Here is a 15,779-nt window from a genome sequence, read left to right on the forward strand (position 1 = left end):
CGGTGACGAAAAACGGTGACCGAAAAACGGTGACAGGCTCCGATTCTTTTGCAATGTTTCTTGAAGGCCCGTGACAGGCTGCGGAAAATCGGAGCCTGTCACGGGTTTTTTTGCAACTTTTGTTCTCGAATCGATGTTTTCCTGGCAGCTATAGCTCAGCAGTGCGACCATTTTCATAGCAATTTGATAACCTGAACGTCCTTGCCGGATGGAGGACCTATGCAAGCCAGGCTCATCGGAATTATCGGCTGCGCGCTGACGGCTGGCGTGGTGGCCGCGTGCTCGATCGACAGCACGCAGGCGGAAGCGGTGGCCGACAAACCCCGCAAGACCAGCGCCAGCTACGCGCTGCGCCAGGGGGAAAGCGTGATGCTGGCGCCGGGCACCCACCTGAAACTCGAACGTATCAACGACAGCCGCTGCAGGCAGGGCGCGGTGTGCGTCTGGGCCGGCTACATCAGCTACACGTTCATGCTGACGAGCCCGCGTGGAACGCGCAACTTCGTGCTGGCCGAGAACATGCCGAACGCGAAACCCGCCATCACGCAGGATGGGCTGACGTTCGCGCTGGAAAAACTGGAACCGCCCGAACCGCCCGCCGTGGATGCGCCGCCACCGGATTATCGGGTAAGCTTGCGCGTAACGATCGCCCGCATAGCCCAGACAGCCCGCCCACCCACCAGGCAAGCCACCAGCTCATGACCAGACACCTCGTCGCCGCCATCGTCCTGACCGCCATCGGCACGGTCGCCATTGCAAAAACGCCGGTCGCGACCGGTACCGGCGGCGCGGTCGCCACGATCAGCGAGCAGGCGTCGCAATCGGCGCTGGCGATCCTGGACAAGGGTGGCAACGCGATCGATGCGGCCATCGCCGCGGCGGCCACGCTGGGCGTGACGGACCCGTTCAGCTGCGGCATCGGGGGCGGCGGCTTCATGGTGGTGTACCTGGCCAGGGAACAGCGCGTGGTCACGATCGACCACCGCGAAACGGCACCCGCCGCATTCAGCCCGGCCACCTTCCTCGACAACGGCAAGGAAATGGATTTCGACACCGTCGTCGCCAGCGGCCAGTCGGTCGGCGTGCCCGGCACGGTGCGCGGCTGGGATGAAGCGCTGCGCCGCTATGGCACGATGTCGTTCAAGCAGGTGCTGGCCCCGGCCATCGACGTGGCGGCCAAGGGCTTCACGGTGAACGCCAACTTTTCCCGGCTGGTCGATGAAAACGCCGACAAGTTCCGGCGTTTCCCGGCCACCGCCGCGCTGTACCTGAAGGATGGCATGGCGCCGCCGCCCGGCACCCTGCTGAAGAATCCCGGCCTGGCAAGCACCTACCGCGCACTGGCGCAAGGCGGCGTGAAGGCGTTCTACGAAGGGCCGGTGGCTCGCGCGATCGTCGACGCCGTGAACCGCCCCGCCACGGCGCCTGGCGTCAGCGTCCGCGGTGGCAAACTCACGCTGGCCGACCTGGCCAACTACGAAGCGCGCATCCGCCAGCCGGTGCGCAGCACCTACCGCGGCTATGAGCTGTATGGCATGCCGCTGCCCAGCAGCGGCGGCGTGACCGTGCTGGTGGCGCTGAACCTTCTCGAAGGCTGGGACCTGAAGGCGCTGCCGCGCGCGCAGGCCGAGCACCTGTACCTGGAAGCGAGCCGCCTGGCGTTCGCCGACCGCAATGCCTACCTGGCCGATCCCGAATATGTCGATGCCCCCGTGGCCGGCCTGCTCAGCAAGGAGTACGCGGCGCAGCGCAGGAAGCTCATCGACGCCGGCCGCGCGGCTACCGGCCCGGTCGTCGCCGGCGATCCCTATCCGTTCCAGCAGGATGCCAGCGTGCCGCAGCGCCCGGCGCCCACGGCACGGCTGCGGCAGGAAAGCGCCCACACCACCCACCTGACCGTGTCGGACAAGGCCGGCAACGTCGTCTCCTACACGTTCACCATCGAATCGTGGGGCGGCAGCGGCATCGTGGTACCCGGCCATGGCTTCCTGCTCAATAACGAAATGACCGACTTCGAATTTTCCGGCCCGGGGCCGAACGTGCCCGAAGCCGGCAAGCGACCGCGCAGCAGCATGGCGCCGACCATCGCGCTGAAGGACGGCAAGCCGGCGTTCACGATCGGCAGCCCGGGCGGCGCCACGATCATCACCACGGTCCTGCAGACCATCGTCAACCACGTCGACTTCGGCATGCGCATGGACCAGGCCATCGATGCGCCCCGCCTGTCGCAGCGCAACGGCCCCACCACGGACATCGAGCCCGGCTTCGACGAGGCCGCCCAGGCCGATGCGCTGGTGCGCCTTGGCCAGCGCTGGGCCAGCGAGCCCGAAGAGATCGGTGCGGCCAACGCGCTCGTGTTCAACCCCGACGGCACCGTGACCGCCGTCAGCGAAGGGCACCGCCACGGGGTGGGCAGCGCGCTGGTGCAAAAGAAAGGGCATTGATGTTGTCCGGTCACATCTCGGGTCACATCTCGGGTCACATTTCTTAACGCAGTTTTACCCGTTTTGCCGGGCCATGCGCTGGGCATGCGTCGACGCTGTCGCTAGTATGAGAATCATTCTCATTCACGTTGACAGGACACCATGCCGCGCTCCACCCGCTTGCCACGCCCCACGCCATTCGCCCTTGCCGCGCTCTTCTGCGGAGTTGCCCACGCCGACCCGATTCCCGAGAAAGCCGAAGACGCCGAGCAGCAGATGCAGACCGTCGTCGTGCAAGCCAGCGCGGAGGCGGACAGCTATACCGCGAAAAGCAGCACCGGTGCGGCACGCCTGGACCTGCCGCTGCGCGAAACGCCCCAATCGGTCTCCGTGATCACGCGTGCCAGGCTGGACGATTTCCAGCTCGACTCCGTCAACGACATGCTGGAAACCGCCACCGGCGTCACCGTCGAGCGCGTGGAAAACGACCGCACGTACTACACGGCGCGGGGCTTCGACATCACCAATTTCCAGTACGACGGCGTCGGTACGCCATTCGTCTTCGGCCTCGTGATGGGCGACCTGGACACGGCGATCTATGACCGCGTCGATGTCGTGCGCGGCGCCAACGGGCTGATGTCGGGCACCGGCAACCCGTCCGCCACCGTCAACTTCCTGCGCAAGCGCCCCACGGTCCCGTTCCAGGCCTCGGCCAGCGTCACGCTGGGTTCATGGGACACCAGGCGGGTCGAGACCGATATCTCCGGCGCGCTGAACGTGGAAGGCACGCTGTCGGCCCGCATCGTCGGCGCCTACGAGGATGGCGATTCCTGGCTGGACCGCTACTCGGCGAAAAAGAAGGTGTTTTATGGCGTGGTGGAAGCAAAGCTGGCGGACGACACCACGCTGACCGTCGGCCACTCCAGCCAGATCAACGATACCAGGGGCGGCATGTGGGGCGCGCTGCCGCTGATCCATTCGGACGGCACGCCGACCGACCTGCCGACCAGTTATTCGACCGCGCCGGACTGGACCCGCAACCACGTCAGCGACCAGCGCACTTTCGCCGAACTGGTCCACCGGTTCGGCAACGGCTGGCGCGCCCAGCTCACCGCCACGCGAAGCACCACCAACACGAACGGGAAGCTGTTCTACACGTATGGCGAGGTGGATGCGGCGACTGGCCTGGGCCTGGTGTCCTACCCGTCGCTGTATGCTTCGGAGCTTGCGCAAAACCTGCTCGATGCTTCCGCCACCGGCCGGTTCACGCTGGGCGGCCGCCAACACGACCTGTCGTTCGGCGCCAACTGGTCACACGCCACGCTGGAGGACATCTCGCACTACGGCCAGGGCATCGGCACCGCGCTGCCGGCACTGGACCAGTGGACCGGCAACTATCCGGAACCCGCGTTCGATGCGTCGACCGACGGCAGTTCCTATGTCGACAGGCGCAAGTCCGCCTACGTCGCGGCACGCTTCAATCTCACCGATCCCCTGAAGCTGATCACCGGCATCACGCACACGAAGGCGGACAGCAGCGGCACCGCGTACGGCGTGACGAAGTTCAAGTCGAACACGAAGACCACGCCCTACGTCGGCCTGACCTATGAGTTGACGCCGGCACTGACCGCCTACACCAGCTACACGGAGATCTTCAATCCGCAAAGCGAGACCGATGCGAACGGCGTCACGCTCGATCCCATGGAAGGCAGGACCACCGAGGCGGGCATCAAGGGCGAATGGTTCGGCGGCAAACTCAATGCCGCCGCCGCGCTCTACCGGACCAAGCAGCTGAACACCGCCGAGCAGGCCGGCGTCACCAGCGCCGGCAAATCGTATTACCGCGGCATCGATGCCGAATCGAAGGGTGTCGAATTCGACCTGTCGGGCGAGCTTGCAAAGGGCTTGCAGGCGAGCGCCGGCTTCACGGTGATGAACCTGGAAGACCCGGACGGCAACACCGTCAAGACCTACATGCCGCGCCGCCTGCTGCGCCTGTCCGCCACGTACCAGATACCATCGCTGCCGCAGCTGCGCGTGGGTGCCACTGCCAACTGGCAGGACGACATCTACCGCAACGAAGCCAGCGGCGTGATTCGCCAGCCGTCGTACGCCACGCTGGGCCTGATGGGGCGCTACGACATCGACCGGCAACTGTCGGTCGCCGTCAACGTCAACAACGTGACGGACAAGCGCTACCTCACGAGCCTGTACTGGAGCCAGAGCTATTACGCGGCTCCGCGCAACGCAAGCGTGACGCTGAACTGGAAATACTGACGGCGCCAGCCCTGCGGCGCCCGGGACAAGGCCTCAGCCATTGCGGGCGCGGCAATCGGCCGGCGCCTGCGCGCGGTCGTGCAGCCCATAGTCGCGCATCACGCCGGCGATGCGCAGGCGGTAACCGGCGAACAGTCCACCGCGCCCGGCCTGCTGCGCGGCACGGTGTTCCTCCAGGTTGCGCCACTGTGCCAGCGCCGCCTCGTCGCGGAAGAACGACAGCGACAGCAGCTTGCCGGGATCGGCCAGGCTCTGGAAGCGCTCGATGGAGATGAAGCCGTCGATCTCTTCCAGCAGCGGCCGCAGCGCCGCCGCGCGGTCCAGGTACGCCTGTTTCCCGTCGGGATGCGGAAGGACTTCGAAGATCACGGCGATCATGCTCCGCCCTCCCCGACGAAGACGGGCATGCGGGCATTTACCGAAGGCCGGTAGCGCCATGCCGCGCGGGGCAACGGCCCGGCCGCGCGCAAGGCCCGCAATGCCTGCGTGACGATGCTGCGCGCCAGTGTCTGGCCGGGACAGGCGTGGTGGCCGTCGCCAAACCCCGCTGTTCCCGCCAGCACCAGCAACAGCGCCTGGCCGGCCGGCACGCCCACGCCGGCGACATCGAGGCCGGCGGCGGTGAACCGGCGCGTGTTATGGATGGCGGGATCGTGTTCCATCACGGCCGGCACCAGCGCGGCGGGGCCGCTGGCATCGCCGCGCAAGCGGGCCACGATGCAATTGCCCAGCAAGCCGGTGGTGGCGTCATGCGTCTGCGTCATCAGGCCTGCCAGGTTGGCCAGCAGCGCATGCTCGTCCGGCCATGGCTCCCGCGTGACGCCGGCCAGCAAGGCCGTGCCGGGCGCGCGCCGGACCAGCTGGCGCAACGCATCCAGCAGCGCTTGCGCCGCTTCGTGCCCCGCCGCGATCTCGCCGGGACACGCCAGCGGCGACAGGCACGCCACGTACCGCGCGACCAGCGCCGCGACACGCGGCAGCTCCCCGTCCGCAAAGCCCAGCAGGCTGGCCACTGCCCGCACCGGCACGCCCTGGACAAAGGCGTTCAGCGTCGCGGCATCGCATACCTCCGCCGCCATCGCCGTCGCAACGCTCGCCGCGTGGTCCGCCGCCAGGGACTGCGGCAGCGCCGCCAGCGCGTGCAGCAGCACCGCCTTCGGCGTGGCATGGCGCGGGCCGTCGTTCATCCGTACCAGGGCGCCGAACAGGTCGCCCGCCGGTCCCGCCAATGCCGCCGGCACCGGTTCCTGCACGGGCCGCACGCGGCAGGCGGGATCCGCCAGCAATTGGCGCACCGTGGCGGGATGCGCGGCGACCCATAGCCGCAGGCGTTCGTCGTAGCGGGGCGCGGGGTCCGCCGCCAGCATGGCGTAGTACGGATAAGGGTCCGGGTGGGTGACGGCTGCCACCGCGTCGGCGGGTGGGTGATCGGGTTCCATGCTGTTCCTTTGCGTGATCGAATGGATGCAGTATCCTGAAAAGCCCACCTCGATACTTCGCTGGAGACCGAATCATGGATGCAGCACGCGCCAGGAACATCACGACTGCGGCAACGGCGAATGCCGACGACCGCCTGGCGCGCATCGCCGCCGCCATCGCCGAACCGGCCCGCGCACGCATGCTGTGCAGCCTGCTGGACGGCCATGCGCGCACCAGCACCGAGCTCTCCGTGGTGGCCGGGATCGGTGCGTCGACCGCCAGCGCGCACCTGGCAAGGCTGCAGGAAGATAGCCTGCTGCGCCAGCTCGCGCAGGGCCGGCACCGCTACTACAGCCTGGCCGGCGGCGAGGTGGCGGCCGCGCTGGAAGCGCTGCTCGTCGTGGCCGGCGTGCAGCGCGCCCCCTTCGTGCCGAACACGCCGGACCGGCTGCGCGAGGCACGCACCTGCTACGACCACATGGCGGGCGCGCTGGCCGTCATGCTCAACGATCATTTCCTGGCGGCGGGCTGGCTTGCCGAGGAGGATGGCGCGTATGTGCTGTCGGCGGAAGGCGAGACGCGCTTCGGCGAGCTGGGGCTGGACATGGCCGCGCTGCGCGCCCAGCGCCGCCGCTTCGCCTGCCCTTGCCTGGACTGGAGCGAACGCCGGCCGCACCTGGGCGGCGCGCTCGGTGCCGCGCTGCTGCGGCTCGCCCTGCAGAAAGGCTGGGTCGAGCAGGATCTCGACAGCCGGGCACTGGGTGTCGCCCCGCAGGGCCGGCGGCGCATGCTGGCGGCCCTGGGCATGCCCGCGCAAGCGCCCGGGGCTGCCCCTGCATAAGCGTTGATTAAATAAGCATCGATTAAGATGGCCGCCCGATGATGAGGATCCACCACCATCCAAGGGAGATTCACATGAAAGAAGCCATCCGCGCCAACAAGGGGTTCATTGCCTTCCTGCTGCTGTTCGGGATCTTCCGCACCGCCGTGGCGGACTGGAACCCGATTCCGTCGGCGTCGATGCGGCCCAACCTGCTCGAAGGCGACGTGGTATTCGTCAACCGCCTGGCCTACGACGTGAAGATCCCCCTCACCGATATCTCGCTGGCGCGCACCGGCGAACCGCGCCGCGGCGACGTCGTCACGTTCTCGTCGCCGAAGGATGGCACGCGGCTGATCAAGCGCATTGCCGCGCTGCCCGGCGACACTGTCGAGATGCGCGGCGAGCGCCTGCTGATCAACGGCCACCAGGCCAGCTACACGGTGCTGGGCAACAGCACCGAACGTATCGATGCACTGGGCGAGCTGGCGGCGCTGCACTTGCGCGAACACAGCAACGAGGCCAGCTACCGCATCCAGGTCCTGCCGCAGGTGACGGCCATGCGCGACTTCGGCCCGGTGACGGTACCGCGCGACAGCTACCTGATGCTGGGCGATAACCGCGACAACAGCGGCGACTCGCGCGTGTTCGGCACCGTGCCGCGCGCGCTGCTGATCGGCCGCGCCGAGGGCATCCTGGTCTCCGCCGACATCCAGGGCAACTGGGCGCCGCGCACGGAACGCATCGGCATGAGCCTGCGCAGCCAGTAGCCGCGATGATAAGATCGGCGCTCTCCATCCACGCGGGAGCGACATGATCGAGTTCGATGGCCTGGCCAAGCGCTATGGCGACTACGAAGCGGTGCGGCCGCTGACCCTTGCCGTGCGGCGCGGCGAAGTGTTCGGCTTCCTCGGGCCGAACGGCGCCGGCAAGACCACCACGATCCGCATGATGATGGGCATCCTCGTGCCCAGCGGGGGCCGCGTGCTGGTCGACGGCCTCGATTGCCATGCCGATGGCGCCAGCGTGAAGCGCCACGTGGGCTACCTGCCCGACAACCCGATCTTCTACGACTACCTGCGCGGGCGTGAAATCCTGCAGTTCGTCGGCGAGATGCACGGCCTGCCGCGGCGCGCCGCCGCCACCCGGGCCGCGGAGTTGCTGGCCGAATTCGGCCTCGGCGAAGTGGCCGAGGAATTCGCCGTCAATTACTCGATGGGCATGAAGAAGAAGCTGGGCCTGGCGTGCGCGCTGGTGCACGACCCGGCCGTGCTGATCCTCGACGAACCGATCAACGGCCTCGATCCCCGCGCGGCGCGTGACGTGCAGGACCTGCTGGTGGGCCGCGCCGCCGCCGGCAAGACGATCTTTCTCTCCACCCACCTGCTGGACATGGCGCAGCGCATGTGCGACCGCGTGGGCATCATCCATCGCGGCACGCTGGTGGCCACCGGCGCATTGGACGAGCTGCGCGACGACCGCGCCACGTCGCTCGAGGAAGTGTTCCTGCGCCTGACGGACGAAACGGAAGCGGCGCCGCAGTGAACGGCGAACTGCCCGTCGGTACGGCGCGCGCGGCCTGGCTGCTGGCGCGGCTGCGCCTGCAACGCCTGCTGAACCTCGCCACCGTGTCGATGCGGCGCAAGCCCGCTGCCGGCACCGCCATGGGCCGCACCGCCACCGCGGGCAAGCGCCGCGGCCGCTGGATCCTGCCGCTCGTGCTGGCGCTGCTGATGGTGCTGGCCTTTGCGCTCCAGTCGCAGACGATCCTGACGAACCTGCATTGCGAGCTGACGCCGCACAGCGCCTGCGGCAGCCAGGCCACGCCGGAAGACCTGCGGCGCGCGGTCTCGGCGCAGCTGCGCGAGGCGCCGTTCAGCGCCCCCTTGCAGCGCGCGCTGGCCATGGAACTCTGGCTGCTGTGGCTGGTGGCGCTGCTGGTGCCGCTCGGCAGCCGCGAGCTGGCGCAGCCGGACTGGGACCTGGAATGGCTGGTGACCTTGCCGGTACGCCGCAAGGGCCTGCTGTGGGCCCGGGTGCTGGAACGCACCGTCACCAATCCCACCGGCTGGCTGGTGCTGTGGCCGACGATGCTGATGATCGGCTGGCATGCCGGCCTGCGCTGGAGCGCGCCGCTGGCGGCAACGGCCGCCGCCGTGGCCCTGCTCGCGCTTGCCGCGATGGTGCGCACGCTGGTCGATACCGGTTTGCGCCTCACGCTGCCGCCATCGCAATTGCGCAACCTGCAGGCCGCCATCTCGGTGGTCTCGCTGCCGCTGATCTACCTCGTCATCGCCCTGTCGACGGGCCGCGGCGGCATCACGATGGACTGGGCCCGCGCCTGGCCCGGCTGGACGCTGTGGACGCCGCCCGGCCTCGCCGTCCAGCTGCTCGATGCGCGGTCGCTGCCGGCCGCGCTCGGCCATGCCGCATTGCTGGCGCTGCAGGCCGGCCTGCTGCTGTGGGCCGGCATCGCGCTGCTGGCGCGCCAGTTGTCCGCCGGCGTGGTGGCCGCCAGCTCGCGCGAAGCCGCACGCGCGCAGCGGCCGCCGCCGGCATCGTTGCGCGCCTTGCCGGGCACCGCGCTGCAGCGGCGCGAGCTGCGCCTGCTGGGCCGCGACCGCACCTTCCTCGTGCAAAGCCTGGTCGTGCCGCTGGTGATCATCGGCAGCCAGCTGTTCTTCACCGGGCGCATGGAGGCGATGGCGCAGCTGGGAACCGACCAGGCGCTGCTGGCTTCCATCGCGTTCGGGCTGGGCAGCTATGTGCTGCTGCTGTCCGCGTTCCAGACCATCAATACGGAAGGCCAGGCGCTGTGGATGCTGTACACCTTCCCCGGCACACTGGAACGCATGCTGCTGCAGAAGGCGCGGCTGTGGGCGGTGCTGGCACTGGTGTACCCGGCCGCCGTGTTCGCGATCGGCATCGGCTACGCGCCGGGCATCGATGCCGGGCTGGTGACAAGGATGGCGCTCGTGGCGCTCGGCATTCCCGTGTTCGCGCTGATCGCGGTGGCGCTCGGCGTGTGGGCTTCCGACCCGCTGGCGCAGGAAGCCACCGCGCGCATCCGCCCGACCTACGTGTACCTGTATTCGCTGCTGGCGGGGCTGTACGGCTTTGCGCTGTACACCACCACGCTGCCGCACCGGGTGGCCGTGGTCGTGCTGCTGGTCGCGCTGGCACTGGCGCTGTGGCAGAAGGCGCGCGACCACCTGCCCTACCTGCTCGACCCGGCCGCGGCGCCGCCGCCCCGCGTGTCCGCCGCCGACGGCATGGTCGCCGCGCTGCTGTTCCTTGCCGTGCAGGCGATCGCGCTGGCCGTCATCCACCGTACGGCCGGACCGCCCGCGCTGCCGGACCTGGCGCTTGCGCTGGCGATCGGCGGCGCCGTGGTGTGGGCGCTGGTGCGCTTCGTGTACTGGCGCATGGGCACAACCGGCGTGCCCAGGTTCCGGCACGGGCCGGTGCTGCCCGCCCTGCTGGCCGGGGCGGCGTGGGCGATCCCGGCGATCGCCGCTGCGGCGCTGTACCTGGTGGCGGCGCGGCACTTCGGTATCCCACTGCCGCGGCCGGAGGGCGCCATCGCGCTGCCGCTGCTGCTGGCCATTGCCTGCGTGGCGGCGCCGCTGTCCGAGGAATTCATCTTCCGGGGCCTGCTGTTCGGCGGGCTGCGCCGCTCGCTGCCGTTCGCGGCGGCGACCATCGTCAGCGCGGCGCTGTTCGCCGTCGTGCATCCGCCGCCGTCGATGCTGCCGGTGTTCGTGCTGGGCCTGTGCACGGCGCTGGCGTACGGGCGCAACGGCAGCCTGCTGGCGGCGGTGGCCACGCACGCGGTGTACAACGGGGCGATCATCGCGATCCAGGCTTGAAAGTGCATGTCGAATTCGTGCCTGCCGAATTCATGCCTGCCGGGTTCATGCCTGCCGGGTTCATGCCTGCCGAGTTCATGCCTGCCGAATTCATGCCTGCCGAATTCATGCCTGCCGAATTCATGCCTGCCGAGTTCATCCCTGCTGAGTTAGAATGAGAATTATTCTCATCCAATTGCGTGCAATGACGGCTGTTTCTTCCCCCAGTTCTTTCCCCTCTCCTTCGCGCCGGCGCCTGCTGTCGGCCGGCGGCGCCATGCTGGGTGCCACCCTGCTGCCCGGCGTGGCGCGCGCCGGCGATGCCTGGCAAGACGTCGTGCTGCCGCAGGCGCGCCAGCGCGACCTGGTTTCATCCATTACCGGCGGGCGTTACCGCATCTTCATCAGCGTGCCCGATACGCCGGCACCGGCGGCCGGCCACCCGGTGCTGTACGCGCTGGACGGCAACGCCTCGTTCCCGATGCTGGCACAGATGGCGCGCACCGCCGCGCGGCGCGCCAAGGCCACCGGGCAGGCGGCGCCGGTGGTGGTTGGCATCGGTTATCCGACCGGCGACGATTACCACCCGGACCGCGGGCGCGACTACACGCCGCCCACGCCCGGTGCCCCGGCTACGGAAGGCGGCGCAGGGCGCTTCCTCGATTTCATCGAACAGGAACTGAAGCCGCTGGTGCGCACGCTGGCGCCGATCGATCCGCAGCGGCAGGCCTTGTACGGGCATTCGTACGGCGGCCTGTGCACGCTGCACGCGCTGTTCACGCGGCCGGCGATGTTCCAGACTTATCTGGCCGCCAGTCCGTCGATCTGGTACCGCGAGCGCGCCGTGCTGGCGGGGCTGGAAGGCTTCGACAAGCGCGTGGCAGCGCTGGCGGTGAAGCCGTCCGTGCTGCTGTGCGCCGGCGAGCTGGAACAGCCGGCCGCCGGCGGTGCTCCCGGCTCGCGCGACGCGATCGCGGCCGAGCGGCGCATGATCGATGAGGCGCGGGCGTTGTCGGTGAAGCTTGGCGCCATGAACGGCACCGTAGCGCGAGCGGAATTCATGCTCTTCGCGCGGGAAAACCACGGCTCCGCGGCGTTCCCCGCCATGGCGCGGGGGATGGAGTTCTTCCTGGCGTAATTGCCTGTGCCGCGCGCGCTACAGCAGGCGCGCCGGACACAGGGCGCGCATCAGCCACAGCGCGGCCGCACCGAGCACGCTGGTGGCGATCGTCGTCACCACGATCAACAGGGGCAGCGCATGCTCGCCCAGTTCATCGGCCAGCACGATCGTGCTCAGCGCCACCACCAGCTGCGCCGGCACGATCACGCGCAGCCAGCGCCGCGCACCCGGAAAGCCGCGCCGCTCGAGCTTGCGCGCCGCGAGCACCACCGGCCCGCACAGCACGGCAAGGAAAACAGCGACAAACAAAATCATTTGCAGGATGCGCATTCGTTTCCTCGGCAAAGGCCGCCAGCATAGCGCAAGGCGCCGCACTGTTGTGCCTCCACCACAAAAAGTATTGCCCAAATTCGGGGGTGTAGCTGGGGTTTTGCGAAGCATGCTTCGCGCCTGCGTAACGATACAGGCCTGCAAGCCTGTATTCCTTCCTGTCCCCGAATCTTTTTCCTCAAACCGGGGTCAGACCCCAGTTTGAAGAAATGTTTCCCGAAATCGGGGTCTGACCCCGGTTTGAGGAAACATTGCGCGAAAAAAAGCGGTGGCTCGTACGGGCCACCGCGAAGGGAAGCGCGCCATGGGGCTGGCGCAGGTGAAACACGGTGCGTGGCGGCACGGCAGGGCCGTGGCCGCCGTGATCGTTGCCTACAGGTGCTGCGCGACTTGCGGCATCAATTCCTCGAACGTGCGGCCGGTGCCGTTCTCGCCGATCGCGTGCATCTTCCATTCGCCGTTGTGGCGGTACAGCTTGGCCATGATCTGGGCGCTGTGCGAGCCCTGCACGGACAGGTCGAAGCGCGCCACTTCCTTGCCGTCCCTGGCGTTCAGGAGCCGGCAGTAGGCGTTCTGCACCTGCGCGAAGCTCTGGCCCGTGAAGCTGTTCACGGTGAACACGATGCTCTTCACGTTGGCCGGCACCTGCTGCAGGCTCACGCTGATCTGCTCGTCGTCGCCATCGCCGGCCCCGGTGCGGTTGTCGCCGGAGTGCACGATGCTGCCATCGCGGCTCTTCAGCTGGCGGAACCATACCGCGTCGACCGGCTTGTTGGCCTCGTCGAACAGCAGGCAGGAAGCGTCCAGGTCGACGTCGGCGCTCTTGCTGCCGAAACCGAGGAAACCCTTGCTCTTCACGGCGTCCCATCCCAGGCCCATGGTCACCTGCGACAGCGCGCCGCCGGCTTCCTTGTCCAGGGAAATCTTCTGGCCCTTCGTCAAATTGACTGACATGACATCCTCCTCGTCACTGCACTCGAATCGATATGCTCAGCTGCCGCCCACGCTCGCGGGCGCGCTTACTGAGGCTTGGTGCTCGACAGCCACGACAGGAACGCCGCCCGGCTGCGCGAGCACACCACCACCTTGCCGGTTCCCGAGAAGCGCAGCACCATCCCTTCGCCGCTCGTCACGCTGTTGACCAGGTTGCCGAGGAAGCCGCTGCTGCGGCTGGTCGACACCGACATCTCGTAGCGCAGCGAGCTGTCCCAGCACACCACGTGCGAGTTGTCGATCACGATATCCTTGCCGGCTTCCACGTCCAGCGTGGCCACCGAGCCGAAGCCCGAGACCACCAGCTGCCCGCTGCCCGAGGTTTCCGTGATGAAGAAGCCGCCCGTCTGGCCGAACAGCGCGGTGCCCACGTTCTGGGTCCGCACGTTCAGGTTCACGCTCGACGACGCCGCCACGAAGGCGCCGTCGCTGATCATGTACTGGCGCTGGCCCACGTCCAGCACCTGCATGGCGCCCGGCAGCGTGGGCGACAGCAGGCAGTCGCCATCGCCCTTGACGGCTTCGATGTGCTGCTGGAAGAACGATTCGCCGTTGGCGAAGGTGCGCATCAGCGCCGCCCCCAGCCCGCCGTTCATCTTGCCTTTCAGCTCGAGGTTCGCCTCCATCATGACCATCGCGTTGGCTTCGCAATAGATCTTCTCGCCGTGGCGAAGGGTCACGTGCAGGAACGGATCCTCTTCGCCGGTGATCGTAAATACGGGCATGACTTACACCGCCACGCCGTAGTTCCGGGCCAGTGCCGCCAGGCCGCCCGCATAACCCTGGCCCACGGCGCGGAATTTCCAGTCGCTGCCGTTGCGATACAGTTCGCCGAACACCATCGCGGTTTCCGTCGAGCTGTCCTCGGACAGGTCGTAGCGCGCCACTTCCTGGCTGTTGGCGGTATTCACGCAGCGCACGAAGGCTTTCTGCACCTGGCCAAAGCTCTGGCGGCGCGCCTCGGCATCGTGGATCGTCACGCAGACGGCGATCTTGTCGACGTCGGCCGGCACTTTCGACAGGTCGACCTGCACGGTCTCGTCGTCGCCCGAGCCTTCGCCGGTGCGGTTGTCGCCCGAGTGCACGATCGAGCCGTCGGTGGATTTCAGGTTGTTGTAGAAGATAAAGTCGGAGTCGCTGCGTACCTTGCCATCCGCCTTCAGCAGGAAGGCCGAGCTGTCGATGTCGAATGCCGCGCCATCGGTGGCGCGCACATCCCAGCCCAGGCCGATCGTCAGTTGCGACAGGCCGGGAGCTTCCTTGCTCAGGTTGACGTTACCGCCTTTTTGCAGACTGATTGCCATGATCGATTTCTCCTTCGATTGTTTGAGACACCTTGCTTCCGGCGCGGCGCGACTGGTGTCGGATGGCGCGCCGCGTTGTTCGGGACGGGCTCGCTGCCCGTCCATTCTTGTGAGGGACCTTAACCGACGGTCCTTATGCCACCCTTATGTTCCCTGATGATGCCCTGCGGGCCGTCATGCCGGGGCCAGGGTTTCCTGCTGCTTGCGGTACCGTACCGACGACCATACCGAGGCGGCGATGAAGGCCACGCCGATCAGGCCGGTGAAGATCTCGGGCACATGGAACTTCATGCTTGCCAGCATGATCGCCGCCAGGATGCCGATCGCATAGTGTGCCCCATGTTCCAGGTAGACGTAAGCGTCCAGCGTGCCTTTTTCCACCAGGTACACCGTCATCGAACGCACGAACATCGCGCCGATCGCCAGGCCCACCATGATGATGACCACGTCCTTGGTGATGGCGAACGCGCCGATCACGCCGTCGAACGAGAACGACGCATCGAGCACTTCCAGGTACAGGAAGCCGCCGATACCGCCGCGCTTGACCATCTCGCCCACGCCGGAGTCGCCTTCTTCGCCGGCCTCGAGGTAGTTCGACAAGGCGTCGACCGCCACGTAGATCAGCAGGCCCCACAGGCCGGACAGCAGCACCGCCAGCTTCTGGCCTTCGCCGACCAGCGTCATGCAGCCCAGCAGCGTGGCCAGCGCCACCATGATCGAAATCGAGGACACCTTGCCCAGCGAACCCAGTTTCTGCTCGAAGTTACCCAGCCAGTGGGTTTCCTTTTCCGGATCCAGGATGAAGTTCAGGAACACCATCAGCAGGAAGATGCCGCCGAACGCCGCCACTTCCGCGTGGTGCTCGGTCAGGTGGCGCGAATACTCGTCCGGATTGTTCAATGCCAGCGTCCACACGTCGGTCAGTCCGATGTCCGCGGCAACGGCCACGATCACCAGCGGGAACAGCAGCCGCATGCCGAACACGGCGATGATGATGCCCACGCCGAGGAACAGCTTGCGCCAGAAGTCGTTCCACGTCTTCAGCACGGAGGCGTTGACCACCGCGTTGTCGAACGACAGCGAGACTTCCATCACGCCGAGAATCATGGCGATGCCGAGCGCCGACAGCGCCCCGGTGATACCCGCGGTCCGGTAGCCCCACCACCCGGCAATCGCCAGGCAGACGGCCGTGACCAGGAATGAGATCCTGAAGTGCTTCATATGATATTTCCCCTATATTTATGC

General features: G+C 67.5%; 15 protein-coding genes and 1 pseudogene. 9 read left to right on the top strand and 7 right to left on the bottom strand.

Annotated features, from left to right (window positions below):
* The first annotated feature begins 219 nt into the window (after nt 1-219).
* From EYF70_RS23825 to EYF70_RS23835, 3 genes are all read left to right on the top strand, one after another.
* On the top strand, nt 220-702 hold the full coding sequence (locus EYF70_RS23825) for a hypothetical protein (RefSeq protein ID WP_131147612.1): 483 nt from the start codon (nt 220-222) through the stop codon (nt 700-702).
* Nucleotides 699-2,444, top strand: a complete 1,746-nt coding sequence (gene ggt / locus EYF70_RS23830) for a gamma-glutamyltransferase (protein ID WP_131147613.1) — start codon at nt 699-701, stop codon at nt 2,442-2,444. Before EYF70_RS23825 ends, ggt begins: the two co-directional genes overlap by 4 nt.
* Before the next feature lie 141 nt (nt 2,445-2,585).
* Entirely contained in the window at nt 2,586-4,700 is a 2,115-nt protein-coding gene (locus tag EYF70_RS23835; protein WP_131147614.1) for a TonB-dependent siderophore receptor, read from the top strand.
* A gap of 33 nt (nt 4,701-4,733) precedes the next feature.
* On the opposite strand, the gene EYF70_RS23840 is transcribed toward EYF70_RS23835, so the two are convergent.
* Both EYF70_RS23840 and EYF70_RS23845 read right to left on the bottom strand, forming a co-directional pair.
* A complete protein-coding gene (locus tag EYF70_RS23840; protein ID WP_131147615.1) occupies nt 4,734-5,078 on the bottom strand; it encodes an antibiotic biosynthesis monooxygenase family protein in 345 nt (114 codons plus the stop codon).
* Entirely contained in the window at nt 5,075-6,139 is a 1,065-nt protein-coding gene (locus EYF70_RS23845) for a cytochrome P450 family protein (RefSeq protein ID WP_131147616.1), read from the bottom strand. Before EYF70_RS23845 ends, EYF70_RS23840 begins: the two co-directional genes overlap by 4 nt.
* 74 nt (nt 6,140-6,213) lie before the next feature.
* Between EYF70_RS23845 and EYF70_RS23850 the strand changes: the two genes are divergently transcribed.
* From EYF70_RS23850 to EYF70_RS23870, 6 genes are all read left to right on the top strand, one after another.
* Complete coding sequence (locus EYF70_RS23850; protein WP_131147617.1) at nt 6,214-6,960, top strand: helix-turn-helix domain-containing protein; 747 nt, start codon at nt 6,214-6,216, stop codon at nt 6,958-6,960.
* 74 nt (nt 6,961-7,034) lie between these two features.
* Nucleotides 7,035-7,709 carry a signal peptidase I gene (gene lepB / locus EYF70_RS23855; RefSeq protein WP_131147618.1) on the top strand — a complete coding sequence of 225 codons (675 nt, stop codon included), beginning with the start codon at nt 7,035-7,037 and terminating at the stop codon, nt 7,707-7,709.
* Between the two features lie 43 nt (nt 7,710-7,752).
* Nucleotides 7,753-8,484: an ABC transporter ATP-binding protein gene (locus tag EYF70_RS23860; protein WP_131147619.1), complete on the top strand. Its 732-nt coding sequence runs from the start codon at nt 7,753-7,755 to the stop codon at nt 8,482-8,484.
* Entirely contained in the window at nt 8,481-10,808 is a 2,328-nt protein-coding gene (locus tag EYF70_RS23865) for a CPBP family intramembrane glutamic endopeptidase (protein WP_229420530.1), read from the top strand. Before EYF70_RS23860 ends, EYF70_RS23865 begins: the two co-directional genes overlap by 4 nt.
* Before the next feature lie 28 nt (nt 10,809-10,836).
* Nucleotides 10,837-10,956 carry a hypothetical protein gene (locus EYF70_RS31185; protein ID WP_371861745.1) on the top strand — a complete coding sequence of 40 codons (120 nt, stop codon included), beginning with the start codon at nt 10,837-10,839 and terminating at the stop codon, nt 10,954-10,956.
* Between the two features lie 36 nt (nt 10,957-10,992).
* Nucleotides 10,993-11,925 carry an alpha/beta hydrolase gene (locus tag EYF70_RS23870; protein ID WP_229420531.1) on the top strand — a complete coding sequence of 311 codons (933 nt, stop codon included), beginning with the start codon at nt 10,993-10,995 and terminating at the stop codon, nt 11,923-11,925.
* Between the two features lie 18 nt (nt 11,926-11,943).
* On the opposite strand, the gene EYF70_RS23875 is transcribed toward EYF70_RS23870, so the two are convergent.
* The 5 genes and pseudogenes from EYF70_RS23875 to EYF70_RS23895 all read right to left on the bottom strand — a co-directional run.
* Nucleotides 11,944-12,237, bottom strand: a complete 294-nt coding sequence (locus EYF70_RS23875; RefSeq protein ID WP_131147620.1) for a hypothetical protein — start codon at nt 12,235-12,237, stop codon at nt 11,944-11,946.
* A gap of 372 nt (nt 12,238-12,609) precedes the next feature.
* A complete protein-coding gene (locus EYF70_RS23880; protein ID WP_131147621.1) occupies nt 12,610-13,191 on the bottom strand; it encodes a TerD family protein in 582 nt (193 codons plus the stop codon).
* Nucleotides 13,192-13,256: 65 nt separating this feature from the next.
* The gene (locus EYF70_RS23885; RefSeq protein ID WP_131147622.1) at nt 13,257-13,955 is read right to left on the bottom strand and encodes a TIGR00266 family protein; all 699 of its coding nucleotides are present in this window, start codon (nt 13,953-13,955) and stop codon (nt 13,257-13,259) included.
* 3 nt (nt 13,956-13,958) lie between these two features.
* Nucleotides 13,959-14,534 (bottom strand): TerD family protein, encoded by a 576-nt coding sequence (locus EYF70_RS23890; protein ID WP_131147623.1) that lies wholly within the window; start codon nt 14,532-14,534, stop codon nt 13,959-13,961.
* A gap of 249 nt (nt 14,535-14,783) precedes the next feature.
* Nucleotides 14,784-15,755, bottom strand: a pseudogene (locus EYF70_RS23895) (DUF475 domain-containing protein); the annotation flags it as partial.
* Between the last annotated feature and the right edge of the window lie 24 nt (nt 15,756-15,779).

Origin of the sequence: Pseudoduganella albidiflava, from assembly GCF_004322755.1 — a bacterium.
Lineage (GTDB): Bacteria > Pseudomonadota > Gammaproteobacteria > Burkholderiales > Burkholderiaceae_D > Rugamonas > Rugamonas albidiflava.